This is a genomic window from Paenibacillus sp. TAF43_2 (assembly GCF_052113545.1).
Lineage (GTDB): Bacteria > Bacillota > Bacilli > Paenibacillales > Paenibacillaceae > Pristimantibacillus.
Window position 1 is genome coordinate 26,318 of the sequence record NZ_JBFRDK010000019.1, and the last position, 17,367, is coordinate 43,684.

The 17,367-nt window shown below is 43.7% G+C and carries 18 protein-coding genes; 8 read left to right on the forward strand and 10 right to left on the reverse strand.

Annotated features, from left to right (window positions below; genetic code table 11):
* Positions 1–22 precede the first annotated feature (22 nt).
* Both AB4Z17_RS06435 and AB4Z17_RS06440 read left to right on the forward strand, forming a co-directional pair.
* On the forward strand, positions 23–1,129 hold the full coding sequence (locus AB4Z17_RS06435; RefSeq protein WP_441958864.1) for a glycosyltransferase: 1,107 nt from the start codon (positions 23–25) through the stop codon (positions 1,127–1,129).
* 388 nt (positions 1,130–1,517) lie between these two features.
* A complete protein-coding gene (locus AB4Z17_RS06440; protein ID WP_076271553.1) occupies positions 1,518–1,931 on the forward strand; it encodes an organic hydroperoxide resistance protein in 414 nt (137 codons plus the stop codon).
* A 68-nt stretch (positions 1,932–1,999) separates the two neighbouring features.
* On the opposite strand, the gene AB4Z17_RS06445 is transcribed toward AB4Z17_RS06440, so the two are convergent.
* The 6 genes from AB4Z17_RS06445 to AB4Z17_RS06470 all read right to left on the reverse strand — a co-directional run bounded on the left by AB4Z17_RS06445 (position 2,000) and on the right by AB4Z17_RS06470 (position 8,695).
* Positions 2,000–2,713 (reverse strand): aspartate/glutamate racemase family protein, encoded by a 714-nt coding sequence (locus tag AB4Z17_RS06445; protein ID WP_441958826.1) that lies wholly within the window; start codon positions 2,711–2,713, stop codon positions 2,000–2,002.
* A gap of 45 nt (positions 2,714–2,758) precedes the next feature.
* Complete coding sequence (locus tag AB4Z17_RS06450) at positions 2,759–3,823, reverse strand: C39 family peptidase (protein WP_441912785.1); 1,065 nt, start codon at positions 3,821–3,823, stop codon at positions 2,759–2,761.
* 83 nt (positions 3,824–3,906) lie between these two features.
* On the reverse strand, positions 3,907–5,754 hold the full coding sequence (asnB, locus tag AB4Z17_RS06455) for an asparagine synthase (glutamine-hydrolyzing) (RefSeq protein WP_441958827.1): 1,848 nt from the start codon (positions 5,752–5,754) through the stop codon (positions 3,907–3,909).
* 39 nt (positions 5,755–5,793) lie between these two features.
* Entirely contained in the window at positions 5,794–7,266 is a 1,473-nt protein-coding gene (locus tag AB4Z17_RS06460) for a UDP-N-acetylmuramoyl-L-alanyl-D-glutamate--2,6-diaminopimelate ligase (RefSeq protein ID WP_441912787.1), read from the reverse strand.
* Positions 7,267–7,307: 41 nt separating this feature from the next.
* Positions 7,308–8,495, reverse strand: coding sequence for a carboxylate--amine ligase (locus AB4Z17_RS06465; RefSeq protein WP_441958829.1), 1,188 nt, complete (start codon positions 8,493–8,495; stop codon positions 7,308–7,310).
* Positions 8,492–8,695, reverse strand: coding sequence for a hypothetical protein (locus AB4Z17_RS06470; RefSeq protein WP_339205953.1), 204 nt, complete (start codon positions 8,693–8,695; stop codon positions 8,492–8,494). The genes AB4Z17_RS06465 and AB4Z17_RS06470 overlap by 4 nt, the downstream gene beginning before the upstream one ends.
* A gap of 350 nt (positions 8,696–9,045) precedes the next feature.
* Here AB4Z17_RS06470 and AB4Z17_RS06475 point away from each other — a divergent pair, with 350 nt between their 5' ends.
* Positions 9,046–9,240 carry a Spo0E family sporulation regulatory protein-aspartic acid phosphatase gene (locus AB4Z17_RS06475; RefSeq protein ID WP_441912789.1) on the forward strand — a complete coding sequence of 65 codons (195 nt, stop codon included), beginning with the start codon at positions 9,046–9,048 and terminating at the stop codon, positions 9,238–9,240.
* Between the two features lie 6 nt (positions 9,241–9,246).
* Here the strand turns inward: AB4Z17_RS06475 and tadA are convergent, their stop codons facing one another.
* Positions 9,247–9,711: a tRNA adenosine(34) deaminase TadA gene (gene tadA, locus AB4Z17_RS06480; protein ID WP_441912790.1), complete on the reverse strand. Its 465-nt coding sequence runs from the start codon at positions 9,709–9,711 to the stop codon at positions 9,247–9,249.
* A 212-nt stretch (positions 9,712–9,923) separates the two neighbouring features.
* Here tadA and AB4Z17_RS06485 point away from each other — a divergent pair, with 212 nt between their 5' ends.
* Genes AB4Z17_RS06485 through rluF form a run of 3 tightly spaced genes read left to right on the forward strand, consistent with a single transcriptional unit; the run spans position 9,924 to position 13,269 of the window.
* Positions 9,924–11,738, forward strand: coding sequence for an ATP-binding protein (locus AB4Z17_RS06485; protein WP_441958831.1), 1,815 nt, complete (start codon positions 9,924–9,926; stop codon positions 11,736–11,738).
* 45 nt (positions 11,739–11,783) lie between these two features.
* Positions 11,784–12,560: an NAD(P)H-binding protein gene (locus AB4Z17_RS06490; RefSeq protein WP_441912792.1), complete on the forward strand. Its 777-nt coding sequence runs from the start codon at positions 11,784–11,786 to the stop codon at positions 12,558–12,560.
* Between the two features lie 7 nt (positions 12,561–12,567).
* Complete coding sequence (gene rluF / locus AB4Z17_RS06495) at positions 12,568–13,269, forward strand: 23S rRNA pseudouridine(2604) synthase RluF (protein WP_076271562.1); 702 nt, start codon at positions 12,568–12,570, stop codon at positions 13,267–13,269.
* A 75-nt stretch (positions 13,270–13,344) separates the two neighbouring features.
* Here rluF and AB4Z17_RS06500 read toward each other — a convergent pair whose 3' ends face one another.
* Both AB4Z17_RS06500 and motA read right to left on the reverse strand, forming a co-directional pair.
* The gene (locus AB4Z17_RS06500; protein WP_441958833.1) at positions 13,345–14,178 is read right to left on the reverse strand and encodes a flagellar motor protein MotB; all 834 of its coding nucleotides are present in this window, start codon (positions 14,176–14,178) and stop codon (positions 13,345–13,347) included.
* Complete coding sequence (gene motA, locus AB4Z17_RS06505; protein WP_054027115.1) at positions 14,162–14,962, reverse strand: flagellar motor stator protein MotA; 801 nt, start codon at positions 14,960–14,962, stop codon at positions 14,162–14,164. The genes AB4Z17_RS06500 and motA overlap by 17 nt, the downstream gene beginning before the upstream one ends.
* Positions 14,963–15,143: 181 nt before the next feature.
* On the opposite strand from motA, the gene AB4Z17_RS06510 reads away from it, so the two are divergent.
* Together AB4Z17_RS06510 and AB4Z17_RS06515 are read left to right on the forward strand one after the other, a co-directional pair.
* Positions 15,144–15,437, forward strand: a complete 294-nt coding sequence (locus AB4Z17_RS06510) for a hypothetical protein (protein ID WP_076271564.1) — start codon at positions 15,144–15,146, stop codon at positions 15,435–15,437.
* 122 nt (positions 15,438–15,559) lie between these two features.
* Positions 15,560–16,798: an EAL domain-containing protein gene (locus AB4Z17_RS06515; protein ID WP_441912795.1), complete on the forward strand. Its 1,239-nt coding sequence runs from the start codon at positions 15,560–15,562 to the stop codon at positions 16,796–16,798.
* Here the strand turns inward: AB4Z17_RS06515 and AB4Z17_RS06520 are convergent.
* Positions 16,795–17,319 carry a GNAT family N-acetyltransferase gene (locus AB4Z17_RS06520; RefSeq protein WP_441958835.1) on the reverse strand — a complete coding sequence of 175 codons (525 nt, stop codon included), beginning with the start codon at positions 17,317–17,319 and terminating at the stop codon, positions 16,795–16,797. The two genes, AB4Z17_RS06515 and AB4Z17_RS06520, sit on opposite strands and share 4 nt — an antisense overlap.
* Positions 17,320–17,367 lie beyond the last annotated feature (48 nt).

Sequence of the window (17,367 nt, forward strand, 5' to 3'; positions counted from 1 at the left end):
GACTCGCGGGAGTGTGGTTTTGTTGATTTCCATCAGCTTGTGCCTCATTGTCAAAAATGAAGAGAAGACGCTCGGTCGATGTCTAACTTCCATGAAGGATATCGCTGATGAGATTATTATTGTGGACACGGGCTCTACGGATTTAACGAAGCAGGTTGCGAGCGAGTTTACCGATCGCATCGAACATTTTACATGGATCGATGATTTTGCGGCAGCTCGCAACTATGCTTTTTCTTTAGCAACCAAATCCCATATTATGTGGCTGGATGCAGATGATATTTTGAAGGAAATCGATCAGCAGAAACTGCTGGAGCTAAAACAAAATGTAGATCCTGCCGTCGACTCCATTTCTATGGAATACCATTTGGCATTTGATGAATTTGGTAATGTAACTTCAAAGCTAAGACGAAACCGAATTGTAAAAAGATCGCGTGCTTTCAAATGGATTGGTCCGGTGCATGAATACCTTGAAGTTTACGGGGATATATTGAGCAGCGATATCGCCGTAACCCATAGCAGTATACATCATGACAGTAATCGCAATTTGAACATTTATGAGAAACGACTGGCGAAAGGGGAAATCTTTTCTCCGCGCGATTTATTCTATTATGCCAATGAACTTAAGGATCATGGGAAATATGAGGCTGCTATAAGGTACTACGAAAAGTTTCTTGCGACGGGCAGAGGATGGATTGAGGATAACATTGCTTCCTGCGGCAGGCTTGCAGATTGCTACAGCGAGCTTAATGAAGTACGCAACGTGGTCGATTCGATCTTCCGCTCTTTCCATTACGACAAGCCTCGTCCAGAATTTTGTTGCCGCCTCGGTTATTATTTCTTACAGCGTCAAGAGTATAAGCTGGCAATTTATTGGTATAAATTAGCGCTGAGCACGGAGAAGCCGGAAGAGAACTGGGGCTTTGAGAATTTAGCTTGTTCTACATGGCTGCCGCAGCTTCAACTATGCGTTTGTTACGATGGCATAGGTGATTACGAAGCCGCGTACGATCATAATGAAAAAGCAGCACAATTCCGGCCGACAGATGAGCGCATTTTGGCAAATCGTGATTATTTGAACAAACGGTTAGGAAAGAAAACAATCGAGATTAGTCTAGAACCCTCAACTTAGTGGGTATTAGAGCGATTTTCTTAGATCGAATGAGGATTACTATTTAACTGAATATAATAAAACAACAAGATTTCTTCCCTAAATGTGGAGGAAATCTGTTTTGTTATTTGAGCATATATAACTTAGCACTATTGACATCGCCTATGAGCGAGTGTATATTATATTTTATAAAATTAAATTGTATAAAATACAAATTCAACACTGCACCAAATTGCATAAAGAGAATAGAGAAGGCTCTCTTTGGCAATAAGAAAACAAGAAGTTATTTCAAGTAACGGAGGTTAAATAAAAGGCCGTTGTCGATAAGGTGCATTTTCATGGGGAGCTTCAAGGTCTAGAGCATGCAAAGTAACGTACTAAAATAAAAACCTAAACGGAGGAATTAATGATGCAAAACTTATATACAGCTACGGTAACGGCAACAGGTGGAAGAGATGGCAAGCTTGTTTCAAGCGATAATATTTTGAATGTAGATGTGAGAGCCCCTAAAGAGCTTGGAGGAGTGGGTGGTGCAACGAACCCAGAGCAATTGTTTGCAGGAGGTTACGCAGCTTGCTTTGAGAGTGCTCTTAACGTTGTATGCCGGATGAAGAAGATTAAAGTGGAGAAAACCGAAGTAACCGCTCATGTTACGCTTGGCAAGGATGCAGATGGCGGATATGAGCTGGCTGTGAAGCTGGATATTGCGCTTGAGGGCGTTGAAGCAGACGTAGCGAAGGAATTGGTCGAAGCCGCTCATCAGGTATGTCCGTATTCTAGAGCCACTAGAGGCAACATTAATGTAGAACTCAATCTTCTTTAATCTAAAATAGTACAAGCCCAAAGCATAAAAAAATCCGGAGAATGATCTCCGGATTTTTTGTAATGCTCTTATTTCGCGATGGTTTGTTTGCCCGACAGCTCAATAGATCTTTGTACAAGCACCGTCATTGCATCTACACAAAAGGCTGCGACGTCTTTTTTGATCGGTATGCAGGATAATTCCGTGCATGCGATGATCACACACTGGCACTCATCCTGCACGAGCAAGTGGTTAATGATGCCTTCAAACTCGGAAGGCTCAACAGGCAAATTGCGTTTGACCTTGTTGTAGAYAATGTCCATCACATGCTCCTGAATGGCTTCTTCAGGCTCGTGAAGGTGCATATTATACTGATTGCAGCCATGACGGTACACGCCGCTGCTAACCGTTCCATTTGTAGCTAGAATACCAATCTTACAGTGTTCTCCAAAGGTGTCATGGATCTTTTTCAGCGTCTCATCAACCATGTTGATTATATTTATGCTTGTCATTTGCTGCATATCATTATAGAAATAATGCGACGTATTGCAAGGAATCGCAATATTAGATACGCCTGCTGCCTCAAGGATTTTGAAATCTTTAGCAACCGCTTTGAGAAACAACTCGCCTTTGTTTTCTAATATGACACCAGTTCGATCTGGCAAAGTGGCATGATTGAGAATGACGATATCAATATGCTCTTGATCACGGTCTGCTGCCGTTTGCTCGATAATCATATCGAAAAATACGGATGTTGCTTTTGGGCCCATCCCGCCTATGATGCCTAAGCTTTTAGCTTCCATTGCCTCAACCTACTTTTGATGAAGTGTTTAATTGAAATGATTTAGTTATTCAACGATCATAGCATGGCTTCCCATTGCGTCATAGCTGTTAAAAAAAGTGTCTGCATCGTAAGTAACTTGTCCTTTTAACGGATTCATTACATGTACTTTACCATCCTCATATCCATTTAGGACAACCACGTGCAAATTAATAGGAGCTGAATAATATTCACCAGTATCACTGAAATACCAAGCGTAATTCATTTTTGGCGGCGTGAGATCAAGCGTGATCCAAGTTACTACAGGAATCCCTTTATTAAGCTGCTCGATGATTTCCTCCCGAGTGCTGCCGCTAATATCTGAAGTACTGTTGCTGCGCCCTGCGACATCAAAATACAAGTTAGCCGCCTCCACGATAGGAGGAGCAAAGCTGAAAAATCCGCCTTTTAACGACCTAGGTTCGCCAGCGTATGATTTATAGGGATCAGGCCCATACAATTTATTGTTCTTGGTGATAAAAGCTTGCTTCGGCAAGTAATTATCCGACATTTCTGTTTTGGTAACGTCATATCCGTAATAATTGAGTACCGCGGTTAATGAAGTAATTTCACAGCCGTTAGGCAGCTCAGGCTTCTGCATGATGGTATCGACATCCATATAAACCTTCTTAATGTTAATAGAGCCATCAGCTGCCCGCTCATAATCCTTCACATATTCAAACGTTTTGTTGGTGGTTGTCAGCTCTTGTTCAGGGCCTTTAACCGCTATTTGATGCTCYTCCTCCGACAGCTGATAAGGCCTGCCGACCTTCTGTTGTTTTATCTTATAGCTGGTACCGTAATCGAGCAAAATAGATGTTGCTTTACCCATTTCGTCTGTTGTCATGGTGCCGATAACCGATCCGCTATTAGCAGCGGTTATTATAAATACAGCATCTTTAATTGGCTGCTGCGTTGCTTCGTCTTTGCTTATTATTGTAATTGTTCCTTGCTCTATTTCTGGAGTAGGGGCAGTCGTTGGTGAAGAATCGACTTTCTCATTGAATACAGGTTTTGCATCTTCTTTCGTAAACAATGTATAAATAAAAAATATAATACCCAATAACACCAGGAGCTTGATCATTCTTTTCATGTTGGTGGCTCCTTCACTTTATAGCCGTAATAGTTATGCGACAGTGTGTAACGAGCAGGCAGCCGGTGGCTGCCCCATGCCTGTTACGCTTGCTCGAAGAACGTCTTATGCCATATAAGGAACACATACACTGTCCAAATGTATCTAGCGTAGTTCTGCTTGCCTGAATAATGCGAATCCAGATATTTCATCAGCTCATCGGTATGAAAGAACAGCTTCGCTCGGTCCGAGAGAAACATGTCCTTAACGAGCTTATAATATTTCTCTTGTCTTAGCCAGTGCCTAATAGGTACAGGAAAACCAACCTTTGGTCGATTCGCCCATTCATCGGGAAGTACTTCCTTCGCAGCTGTACGCAGTGCATACTTCGTATTGCTTGGATGTACACGAAGATCAGTAGGCAGCTTTGAAGCCAGATCCATAACCACTTTGTCTAAAAATGGGACTCTCAGCTCAATGGAATGGGCGAGGCTCATTTTGTCTGCCTTAAGAAGAATATCTCCCGGAAGCCAAAGCTTCAGATCGAGATATTGCATTTTAGTTATATCATCTTTGCCCCGCACTTGATCATACATAGTCTTCGTAATGCTTTGTACGGATGGTCCTTGCTTATATTCGTCCTTCAATACGGCTAAGGCATCAGCTTCTTCAAACACATGAGCTTGACCGATAAAACGTTCCTCAACCCGCTGTCCGCCTTTTACAACAAAGGAGGTGATTCTGTTTTTGGACAGCTTGCCGCTCAATAATGATAACGGCCGCCTGATTGCAAACGGAAGCTTCTTGTATTTTTTCATCGCTGGTGTCGTATCGTACCAATCATAACCGCCAAAAATTTCGTCTGCGCCTTCTCCAGAGAGCACCACGGTCACATGCTTGCTCGCAAGCTCTGCTAGGAAATAGAGGGGCACGGAGGATGGGTTGGACTGCGGTTCATCCATGTGGTACTGAATCGTTGGCAGCATCTTGAAGCACTCATCCGCTGAAACCAGTCGTTTATAGTTTTCGATGTTTAAAATTTCTGACAAATMCWCTGCGAGGTTCGTCTCATTAAAGTTGCCTTCATAATCCTCAAAGCCGACGGAAAATGTTTTGTTTGGTTTTAGCAAAGCGGTAATATAACTGGAATCAATGCCTCCGGACAAAAAAGACCCGACCGGCACATCGCTAATTTGGTGATAGGCGACTGATTCTTTTACTGTGCTTTTAATTTGGTTGACGTAATGGGACAGGCTGTTCGGTTCTTCTGCAAAGTTAACGTCCCAATAAGGCTTCACTTCTAGCTTGCCTTGTTTGTAAAGCATATAGTGACCAGGCTTCAGCTTGTACACGCCTTTAAAAAACGTTTCATCAAGCACGGAGTATTGAAAGGTCAGGTAAGGCTTGAGCGCATCCTTGTTCAGCTCTTTGCGGAAGGCAGGCTGCTTTAAGAAAGCTTTGATTTCAGAGCTGAATAGAAAGGAATTATCCGTTGTGTTTTGTGTATAATACAACGGCTTTATGCCAAAGAAATCCCTGGCGAGAAACATCGTTTCCGTATTCGTATCCCATATCGCAAAAGCAAACATGCCTCTTAGCTTCTGAAGCAGCGAGGTTCCATACTCTTCATAAGCATGAATGATAACCTCGCTGTCCGTATGGCTAACAAAGGTATGTCCGCACTGAATCAACTCTTCGCGCAGCTCTACATAATTGTAGATTTCTCCATTAAATACAAGAACACAGCTTTTATCCTCGTTGTAAATCGGTTGGCTGGCTTCTTCAGACATATCTATAATTTTGAGGCGTCTAAACCCTAAAGTTACTTCCTCATCCGAATAGATACCGCCACTATCGGGTCCTCTATGAACGATCATATCCATCATATCTTTAATAATGGCTACTTGATCAACGTCGGGACGACTATCTGCAAAACCTACAAAACCGCACATGTGGAATACCTTTCATTAACTTTATTGTTTTAAGCGCAGTCAAATCGTCGTTTTTAATTTGATTTCCCTGACGATTTCCGATTCATTAAATGGGATTTCCGTTTTCCCAATAATTTGCGACGTTTCATGACCTTTGCCGGCAATGAGAATGACATCGTCTTTTCTGCTGATATCAATGGCAAAAGCAATAGCGTCTCTTCGGTCGATAACGGCCTCATAAGCTCCGTTATAAGCTTCGACTCCTTCAATAATTTCCCTAATAATCAGATTATTATCCTGCTCCTTGGGATTATCAGAGGTGATTACGGAAAAATCAGCAAATGTAGCGGCTACCTTAGCCATCGCTCTACGTTTCTCTGTGCCTGATTCCCCATCAGATGCGTAAACGCCGAACACTAGAATGATTTTGCCTTTGGTAAAAGGTCTGATTGTTTTTAATGCCTTCTCCAGGCTGTCCTCGGTATGAGCAAAATCGACGATGATCTTCGTATCCTCATCTTGATAGACAACTTCCAGCCGGCCTTTAATACCCTCAACAGCCAAAATACCGTCTGCGATTTGCTGTAGCGTAAATTGATTGCAATAAGCCGTTGCAATAGCGGCTAGACTATTATATACGTAGATCGTCCCAGGCAGGTTTACTTTAATTGCGATGCTGCCCTTTGGCGTATTTACAATATAAGTCGTATAGTCGGCATAATAAGTAATATCCGTCGCGTAAATGTCAGCTTCCTGCTCAATGCCATAAGTAACCAGCTTTGGACCTTTATGCTGCAATCGGTCAATGAGAATACGGCCAAATTTATCATCTGCATTAATAATGTTAAAGTCCGTCGTCATGTCGAACAGCAAAGCCTTCGCTTCGAAATATTCCTCCATCGTATGGTGAAGCTCCAAATGATCCGGCGTTAGATTCGTGAAAATGCCAGTTTTGAAGCTGGAATGAGCAACGCGTTTCAAGTTGAGCGCATGCGAAGAAACCTCCATGACGCAGTGCTTCATATGTGATTCGATCATATCGGAGAAGATTCGTTGCAAATACAGCGATTCCGGCGTCGTATTTTTATTTTGAATCAGCTTGTCGCCGATAACTGTGCCGATCGTGCCAATAATTCCGAGGGCTGTCCCCGTTTGCTCGAATATAGATTTTAGAAAATATGTCGTAGACGTCTTCCCGTTTGTACCGGTGATGCCGATAAGATTCATTTGCTCAGTCGGACGATGATAGAAGTTAGCAGATACCAGGGCGAGCGCCTCACGCGTGTCGTTAACGAGCAACACCGTTATGCCTTCGGGAACATCAACATCCTTCTCTACAATAACAACCGTCGCACCAAGTGCGATCGCTTTATCAATGAAACGGTGTCCGTCAACCGAAAAGCCAGTGATCGCAACAAACACGCCGCCAGCTGTGGCTTCCCTCGAATCAAAGGCAATGGAGCTTACTTCAATATGCAAATCGCCTTTCACGAGCGTGTAATTCAGATCTTTCAGTAAGGAGGTCAATAACATACGATCAGCTCCATTCTATTACCTATTACTATTTTCGCAGGCTATCTTCTTAGAAGCTTTTTCGTAAGCTTGCCACCGATGATAGCCGCATAGGAAAAGGCTGGTTTCGGGTCCTTCCAATCCCAGATCGCATAAGCTTTCGGTTTAAACAAGGATACGAATACTTGCTTCCAAGTCAATTGACCCGTCTTGATGTAATCGCGAACAGCAAGCATGTCCTCATATCCATACCAGAAAACACGGTTCGTATTCTCTTTGACGGCTTTGGGAGGCACAAGGTTGCCGCCAGTTAACTCTTGGTAAGTAATCCATGGAATATTTACCCCAACTCGGTACAGCAGGTTGTTCAGGTTGGTAATCCGGCAATTGACTTCGATTAAATAAAAACGGCCAGTTTCGGCGTCTTTTTTGAATTCAATTTCAGCGAAGCCTTTCCATTTCATCTTCTCTAGAAAAGGAGCTCCGATATCGAACAGCTCTTGTACGTATCTCTGCCCTGTATACACCGATGCGCCGAAGTTAATCGGATATTGGCGGAATTTTTGACAAGTGACCCAGTGAGTGACCTTTGAATCTTGGTTTAAATACGCGTCGAATGTATACATATGATCGTCGAAACCCGGGATGATACGCTGTACGATGACTTCCAAGCCCGCTTCCTTCGCTTTGGCCAGCGCTTGTTCGAGCTCAGCGCGGCTGTGTACCTTAAAGAGCTTCCGTCTAAACTTGGCAACGAAGGACGGAGAATCTGTTGGTTTGACGATACAAGGATATTTAATGATTTCGTCGATCTTCTCAAAGAAACGATCTTCGTCTACACGGACCGTTTCGGGAACAGCTACGCCATTTTCTAGAGAAAGGCGCTGCAGCACCTCTTTATTCATCATATCCGAATATATGCCCGGAATGTCTTGTGGTATGAGATAGTGTTCTCTAAGCTCTTCCAAATGCTCATCGATAACCTCAAGATAAGAATCGTGGCATGGAATAAGGACAGGAGGAGCGCTTTGCTTGCGGGCATATTCCTTCAAGAAACGAATGAACGCTGCCGTGTCTTCTTTATAATGAGGAGAGATTAGTCTCTCAGACGTATATTTTGAATCGGCGCCATAGGTATCTTTAGTCGAATAATCTACGGAAACCGTATGTACACCGTTAATGCCTAGGCAACGAATGGTGCTTAAACCTATATAATAATTACAACCCAAAATTACTGCTTTATTATTCACAAAGGCACATCCCGACATCCTAATTTATGTTCATTTCCCTGTATTACGACTAATGTTTTAAATAATTTTACTTCATACTTTCTTATAATACAAATGGATTTATCCTCATAATAGCTACAAAGATGTGGAGGATTTGGACCAAATCCGAGGCGCATGCTGCCGCTTAAAACAGCTTCTTTAACAGCCGTTTTTTCTGGCATTCGACACCATTACCCGTAAATCGCTGAAACCATTTATCGGAATTGTTAACATTAAAGCACTTGATGAGCGTTATTAGCATATTTGTGATTTTATTAACATTTTTCAATTATTCATATATATGTATATTTTACTATTCTGTATTTAACGCAAGTAACTTTTTCCATATATTGATCGATTTTACTAGTCAAAAAGAACTAGAAATTGGATAAAATACCTTCATTTTGTCGAATAATGCCCGAAAATTGTCTACGTTCGTCGACAAGTTTTTACAAACTCCTTATTGCTCTACGAGTATAATAGAAGCATTACCACACGAGTGCTAGATAAGGAGCGTGCCCCGAAGCGAGCTATGGACAAAAAACACTTGCTTAAACAATTGCAGTCGTTGCGGCTAAAGCTTCATGAAATAGCCGAAGCGCGCGGCAGTCTGACAGATCCGGATGTTCTAGCGATTAGCGAAGAGGCCGATCAACTAATTGTTGCGTTACAGCATATACAAAGAAACGAGCTAACAGATATTACGATACGCCGCGACGATTTGTAGAGAATATTATCTCTCTCGAAGCCGTCGGAAAAATTGAGTCAACAGGTTTGAGCATTCAGGCTGTAAAATACCACTAGTGAGCTCCGTTTCATGGTTGAAACGGGGCTCTTGCAGTAAATTCATAAGCGTCCCTGCACATCCAGCCTTCGGGTCGCTTGTTCCATAAACGACACGTTTAACCCGAGATTGAACAATGGCGCCGGCGCACATTGGACAAGGCTCCAACGTGACATACAATGTACAATCTAATAATCTCCATGCGCCGATGCGATCGCAGGCGTCACGAATAGCTACCATTTCGGCATGAGCGGTTGGATCAAACCTCGTCTCACGCAAATTGTAGCCTCTTCCGATGATTTCATTGTTTCTGACGATAACAGCCCCGATAGGAACCTCTCCAATTTGCTCGGCTTTTTTGGCTTCTTCAATAGCTTCCAGCATCCATTTCTGATCTTCTTGCTCTCTTGTCATATACAATAACTCCTTTACTATTTATTCATTATACAACGAACAAATATTCCGTTGTTAACATGTCGTGGATAACATTGTGGATAACTATCAGGATATACACATAAATACTCACAATTTATTCAGAGCTGTGCACAGTAATTGTGAATATTGTGTATAAGTTGTTAATAAAAACGTTTTTGTGTAAAAGGATGTGTCATTCATTGTCAATAAAGATGAAATTCTCAGTCTTGATCACGCTTATCGTTTTGACGTTTTTTATATTCCAGCACATGCTTAGCGAATATTCGATGATTCAAAGCATGCGTGAGCAAGCGAAGGGAGCGATGCACGATACTTCCATGCATGTGGCAAACACATTTTCCTCTTACGAGAAGAAGTCAGGTTCAGGCTATATCTTTCCGGAGAAGGATCGTTCAGGCCCTGGGCATATCTTTGATATCGTAAAAACATTAAATCCAAATATAAATGAAATTACAGTATTTGAGCAAGATACGTCAGCTGTTCGTTACGGCACCTACACGTATTTGGATTCAAATAGCGATCAATCTATTATAACCGATGTGAAGAAAACAGGTTTTGAGCTTCGAAAGATGGAGATCAACGGAAAATCCTATTTTAGAAGTTATTATTACACGAAGCAGATGGGCAACTACATTATAAGTGTCGTTTATGACAGTGAGGGAATGAATGAGCTTATCGCGGAGAAGCGAAATGATTCATTCATTTATACGGGCATATCGATGGTGCTCGTCCTCTTTATTAGCTATTGGCTGGTAGGAGTAATGATTAGACCTCTAAAAGATATATTATGGAAGGTTAACGAGGTTTCATCTGCAAGGTTTCAACAGCCGATTCGAATTAAACGCAAGGATGAATTCGGCTTGCTGGCTCTTAAGGTCAATGCGATGTCGCAAAATCTAAGTATATATATGAACAAGCTGCGCAGAGCATTTGAGGAGAACCGCCGGATGAAGGAGCATTTGGAGTCGTTTATTAACCATACGAGCGATGCGATCCATCTTATTGATTTGGATGGTAAGGTTATTCAAGTAAACCGTGCTTTCGAGTTGCTCTTTGGTTATGAGGAAGAAGAAGCAATTGGTCTCATTAATCCTATTCTTCCCGACTCTCATCATGCAGAGATGAGGGATATGTTAAACCAGATCTTGTCGGGCAAAGTACTGCCAGCTCAGGAAACGATACGAATGACGAAGCTTGGAGAGCTGATACCTGTAAGTGTAACCATATCGCCAATTCGTGATTCGGACGGAACGATTCGTGCCTTTGCCAGCATTTCAAGAGACATGAGGAGCCGTAACAAAATGGAAGAGCTGCTGCGAAGGTCGGAGAAGCTGACGACAGTAGGGCAGTTAGCTGCAGGCGTAGCCCATGAGATTCGCAACCCGCTGACGACGCTTCGCGGCTTCCTGCAGCTCCAGCAGGAGAGCAAGAAGCTGGCGCTTTCCCACGTAACGCTTATGTTATCGGAGCTTGACCGGATCAATCTCATTGTTGGCGAGTTTCTCATTCTTGCGAAGCCGCAAGCGACGAGGTTTGTCACCAAGGACATACGGGATATACTGCAAGATGTTATTGCGTTAATGAACAGTGAGGCACTTCTTCATAATATCGAGTTTTGTGTTACTCTAACCGATGATTCTTGCTTAATTTCATGTGAAGAAAATCAATTGAAGCAAGTTTTTATTAATTTGCTGAAAAATGCGATTGAAGCGATGCCAAATGGTGGACGAATCCATATTCATATTAATCATAAACGGGAATACATTTCGATCACGATTACGGATGAAGGAATGGGCATCCCGGACGATATGATACCGAAAATTGGAGATCCTTTTTTTACAGCGAAGGAAACGGGCACAGGGCTCGGCATTATGGTCAGTCAGCGTATTATTAACAGCCACCGCGGAACGATGGATATTAAAAGCCAGGTTAATGTCGGAACAACGATACATTTGCTGCTGCCAGCTTTGAAAGAAACACGGGAGAGCGGTATACTGGAAGCATAAGCACAGATCGGGCTTCTAACGGAAATGTAAGAGGAGGGATTCTCGTTGAAGCAGGAATCTTCTGTAGATGGTTCATGGCAAAAAGGGAACGTGCTTCATGATGCTTCAGGCTACAGCGCTTTACTCGTAGGAGCTACTGGTTTGATCGGAGCAGCCTTGCTCCGTCAGCTGCTTCGTGATCCGCTGGTGACGATGGTAACCGTTATTGTAAGGCGGCCGCTAGAGACCAAAGCTTTGGGCAGCGCAAATGAGCTCTCCAAACTGAATATGATCGTTATCTCCTTTGAGGATTTGGATCAAACACTGGAGCAGGTACATGCAGATGTCGTATTTTGCACGCTTGGCACGACGATCAGGGTGGCGAAGACGCAAGAAGCCTTCCGCAAAGTAGATTACGAATATCCGCTCACGCTTGCCCGGTTTGCAGAACGCACGAATGCTTCTTTATTTTCTATCGTGACGGCTATGGGGGCTTCCTCCAGTTCAAAAATATTTTACAGCAGAGTGAAAGGGGAACTGCAGGATGCGATTGCTAAGCTGAGCATTCCGCTAGTTCAAGTGTTTCAACCCTCGCTTCTGCTTGGCGAAAGACCGCAGGCTCGACCTGGTGAAGCGTTTGGAGCTGTCGTTTCGAAAGGGCTGCAATTTGCAATGGTTGGTCCGCTGCGCAAGTATCGGCCGATTAAGGGAGAGGATGTAGCTTTGGCAATGAGAAGAGCGGCGGGACAAGCTGGACAAATGAAGGCAGCAAGCAAGTCATCGATGATTCAATATTATTCATCGGACAAAATTGCCGACTTGGCATTACATACAACGGGGTGAAGCAGCTTTGAGAATCAATAAGTTTATTAGTGAAACAGGTTATTGCTCCAGACGTGAGGCGGATAAGCTTGTAGACAGCGGACGTGTTACGATCAATGGAGAAAAGGCACAGCTCGGCAGCCAAGCTGAAATAGGTGACGATGTACGTGTCGATGGCCGCAAAATCGGCGAGCAAAAAAATCATGTTTATATTGCGCTTAATAAGCCGGTAGGCATTACCTGTACAACCGAGCTTCATATTAAAGGCAATATTGTTGATTTTGTTGGTCATGAGGAGCGTATCTTCCCGATCGGGAGGCTGGACAAGGATTCGGAGGGATTGATTCTCCTCACGAATGACGGTGATATCGTCAATCCGATTCTACGATCGGAGGGCAAGCATGAGAAAGAATATTTGGTCACAGTAGATAAACCGATGACAGAAGCGTTCTTAAAAGGAATGGCAAGCGGAGTTCATATTCTAGGCAGCATGACACTGCCATGTGTTGTAACAAGAGTGACGGACCGCGTATTTCGCATTATTTTAACGGAAGGCCGCAATCGTCAAATTCGTAGAATGTGCGAAGCATTCGGTTATCATGTTCGGAGACTGCAGCGGCAGCGTATTATGAACATCCAGCTCGGCGGTCTTCATGTTGGCAAATGGCGTGATTTGAGTGAAGCTGAGAAGGCGACTTTATTCGAAACATTAAGTTATGAGCCGGTCTAAGCAGGAAGTATTCATTCGTATAACGACAAAAAAACCTGAATCACACGCTTAGGGCGAGTTGATTCAGGTTTTTTATTATGGTTTTTTTACATTTAACTGCTGGGCATTCGTGACATCAGTGTACGTATGGATGATCGAAACCTCTACACGACGGTTCTTGGATTTGCCTGCAACTGTTTCGTTGTCGGCAACAGGGCGATACTCACCGTAACCGATAGCGCTAAAGCGCTCGGGTTTCAGTTGTTTATTTTCGAGCAAGACGTCCAAGAAACGAATCGCCCTCATAGAGCTCAAATCCCAGTTAGATTTAAATTGGTAAGTCGAGATCGGCGTTGTATCGGTATGACCGGAAACGATGACCTCATAATCAGGGTACTGCTGCAGCATTTTGCTGATTGCAACGGCAAGCTCCTTCGATTCAGGCTTAATAGTTGCTTGTGCCGGTGCAAATAATGCGTTGTCGCTAATCGTAATCATCAGCTGTGAGAGATTTAGCTTCGTCTCAAGATCAGATGTCAGTCCGTTTTTCTTAATATAGGCATCTACTTTTTTCTTCAGATCCTCGAGATCCTTCTGCTCCTGCTTAATAAGTTCCTCGCGAGCTTTCTCTTCATCTGATTGATTTTTGTTTACATCCTTGTCGGGAAGCTTGCCGCCTTCTTCTTTTTGCTTCTTCCCGTCATCCTCGCCGCTTTTCACAGCGGACGTTTCGGTTAGAATACCGCTGCCAGTGCTGAGTGCTAAACTAAATGCTTTCGACATTTCTTCAAACTTCTTTACGTCGACGGAGTTCATGGAGTACAGCACGATAAAAAGTGCTAGCAGCAGGGTGAGCAAATCGGCGTAAGGAATGAGCCATGATTCATCCACATGCTCCTCGTGTTCTTCGTGTCTATGCTTTCTGCTCAACGGCGCCTTCCTCCTTTTCCCTCATCTTCAATCTTTCTGTAGGTGTAAGGAAAACAGATAGCTTCTGATTAATAGCGATCGTTGATACGCCGGATTGAATAGAAAGAAGGCCTTCCACCATCATAAGACGGATTTGAATTTCTTTCTTAGACATGCGCTTCAGTTTATTAGCAATAGGATGCCATAATACATAACCTGTAAAGATACCAAGAAGTGTTGCGATAAAAGCTCCTGCGATGGCATGTGCGAGTTTTCCCATATCGCTCATATCAGCAAGTGCGGCAACGAGGCCGACAACTGCTCCGAGTACCCCAAGTGTAGGGGCATATGTACCAGCTTGCGTAAAAATAAGTGCCCCCGCTTTGTGGCGGTCTTCTGTTGCGGCAATATCCTCAAGTAAAACATCGCGTACAAAATCTTGGTCATTTCCGTCAATAATCATACGCATGCCGTTACGAAGAAATGTATCTTCAATTTCGTCAACTTTTGCTTCAAGAGCGAGCAAACCCTCGCGACGTGTAATGGAAGCCCATTCCATGAAGCGCTGAATCAGCTCATCACGCATAGGCAGCTTTTGCTCAGTGAACACCATTTTGAATAGTTTACCGACTTTGGATAGCTCGGACATCGGGAAGGCGATCATGACGGAGGCTATAGTTCCCAAAATAATAATCATAAAAGCAGCTGGATTTGCAAGAGAGGACAGGTGTGCTCCCTTTAAAACCATGCCTCCAAGTACAGCGACTAATCCTAGCACCAAACCAATAATTGTTGAATTTTTCATCATACACCCCGTCCAATACATTTTCGACATTTCTCTACTTCTTATATTATCGACAAATGGGTATTCTGAAGTTAGAGTATATGGAATGATTTAAGGCGAATGCGTTAAAAAATGATAAAATGCGGTAGAATAGTAGAGAGATATGTACAAAAAATGACGATAGCAAAGGTGGTATACGCAAATGGGCGTAAGACATGCAAGAGAATATTCAGATATATTGAAGGATTTTACAGCAGCTGTGGCTGAAATTGAGAATAGCTATACTTTTTTTGAAATGGAGCCTGATGAATGGGCTCAGCTGCCTGTAAGCGATCGGCATGAAGTGATGGAGGCTTTGGCGGATGATGTTTTCTTTGGGCTAGGAGAGAATCCGGTCATTGAGGTAGGAAGCGGTGTCATTACGTATAATAGCAAACATCACATCATAGAGGTTTCACAGGATGATAAGGTGACACAAATCATTAGATTGATATAAGTATTCGACATAAAACTTCATGCTCTTGTCGGATCTTTACATTTAATGTCGACTCTATTACAATGTTATTCAATACTATATGACATATAATTTGACATTGATCTAACATAGAGGAGAACGACATGAATGAGTGCTCATCATCGTTGCTGTTGCCGAAAGCGCTTGAATTAGATGGTGAAACATTGGCAGCATTTTATCAGCCCATTATAGCGATGGATACAAGACGCATTATGGGGTACGAGGTGCTTGCTCGAGCTGTAAAGGGTGATTCCGTGCGGAGTCTTGGACCTTTCTTCTGCAATGAACAAATTCCAGAAGAGGACCACATTATAGTGGACCGGGTACTGCGGGAGCAGGCATTCTCCAAGCTTGCTTTAATGGAAGAAGAACAGCCCATGTTATTCATTAATTTGAAGCCGTCTTGGATTTATCGGTATGAGGAGATCGGCGAGCTCTACACGTTGTCGCTGCTTGATAAGTACGGAATCGACCCGAAACGAATTGTCATAGAGATAACGGAGGAAAGCTTCCAAGGTTCCATGGATAGGCTTCGTTCTGTTGTCGACATATACCGGGCAAGGGGCTGTTTAATTGCAATCGATGATGTAGGCAGTGGTTTTAGCAATACGGATCGGATTGCTCACATTCAGCCCAACCTGCTCAAAATCGATATTCATATGATTAAGAAAAGCGCGACTCATGACGGCTATTTCGGTGTGCTGCGATCCTTCTCTGATTTAGCAGAGCAAATTGGAGCTTCGCTGCTCGTCGAGGGAGTGGAGACAAGGGAGGATTTGGCTCGCGCAATTCAGGCAGGCGCCCGTTACGTCCAAGGCTATATGTTTGCAAGGGCAGAGCCGGAGTTTCGTGAGCCTGCTTGTTTTGCATCACTAATTGAAGCGGAGCTTGATCAGCATCTGCTGCATTTCGTTGGAACTGAACGCTATTGGCAGCGGCAATCGGAGAAGCTGGCAGAGCAGTGGGTTGCGCTTGTTCAAGAGACGCGTTACCTGGATCATGAGGATGAATGGATAGAGGGGCTGCTTCCCGAGCTTTACGAGCATTGCATTCGGGTTTATTTGTGCAATGAGAGCGGTATTCAGCTCTCATCCAATTATTATCGCGATGCGGACAAGGCTTGGAGGCGAGAGGAGCAATACCGCGGTGCCAACTGGTGTTGGCGTCCCTATTTTGTTCCTAATCTCGTCCAGCTCAATGAGCATCGACGTGCAATCGTTTCGCGCGCCTATACTGATCTCGATTCTCACGCATGGATTAGAACCGTATCTGTTCTAGCAGCTCCTGGTCTTATTTTACTTATGGATTTGAGGGATTCTGAGCGCGGAGCCCAGCGTCGTTAACGTGCGGCTGCTGGCTCATAAACCATACAATGGCATTCGGCAAAGCCAGTGGGAGTAGACCGCGCATAGGTGTCTGTAATATGGAAGCCGGCTTGTTCATAAACGCGCATCGCACGAGTATTCCAAGTAAGCACCTCCAAATCAATTTCGTTTTGAGGGGTGCGCCTTATTGCCTCTGCGACAATGAGACGCGTGAAGGCAAGGCCGAGGCCTTTACCGCAAAGATCAGGCCGCAATCCGAGCCCGAGCCGCGTTACGCCTGTTAAAGGAAAAAACTGCGCGAACCCAATGAGCGCAGACTGAGCGTCTAGGACAGCCATATACTGGGCAGCACGAAGGACGGGATCGCCAAATTCGATTTCGTCTTTTTTCATTTGCTCCCAAGTCGGCCAATTATATACATCAAATGGAGCCTCGTAGCGCCAGCCGCATAGTTGCTGTGCATGGACGGTTTCGAGCGGGCATATGGTCATATCGCCTTCATCTCGATTATAATGAATAGAGCTTTGATGGCTTGTCATTTGTTTTTACCTCCGCTTGAAAAAAAGTAGCTGAATAGAGCGAATGTC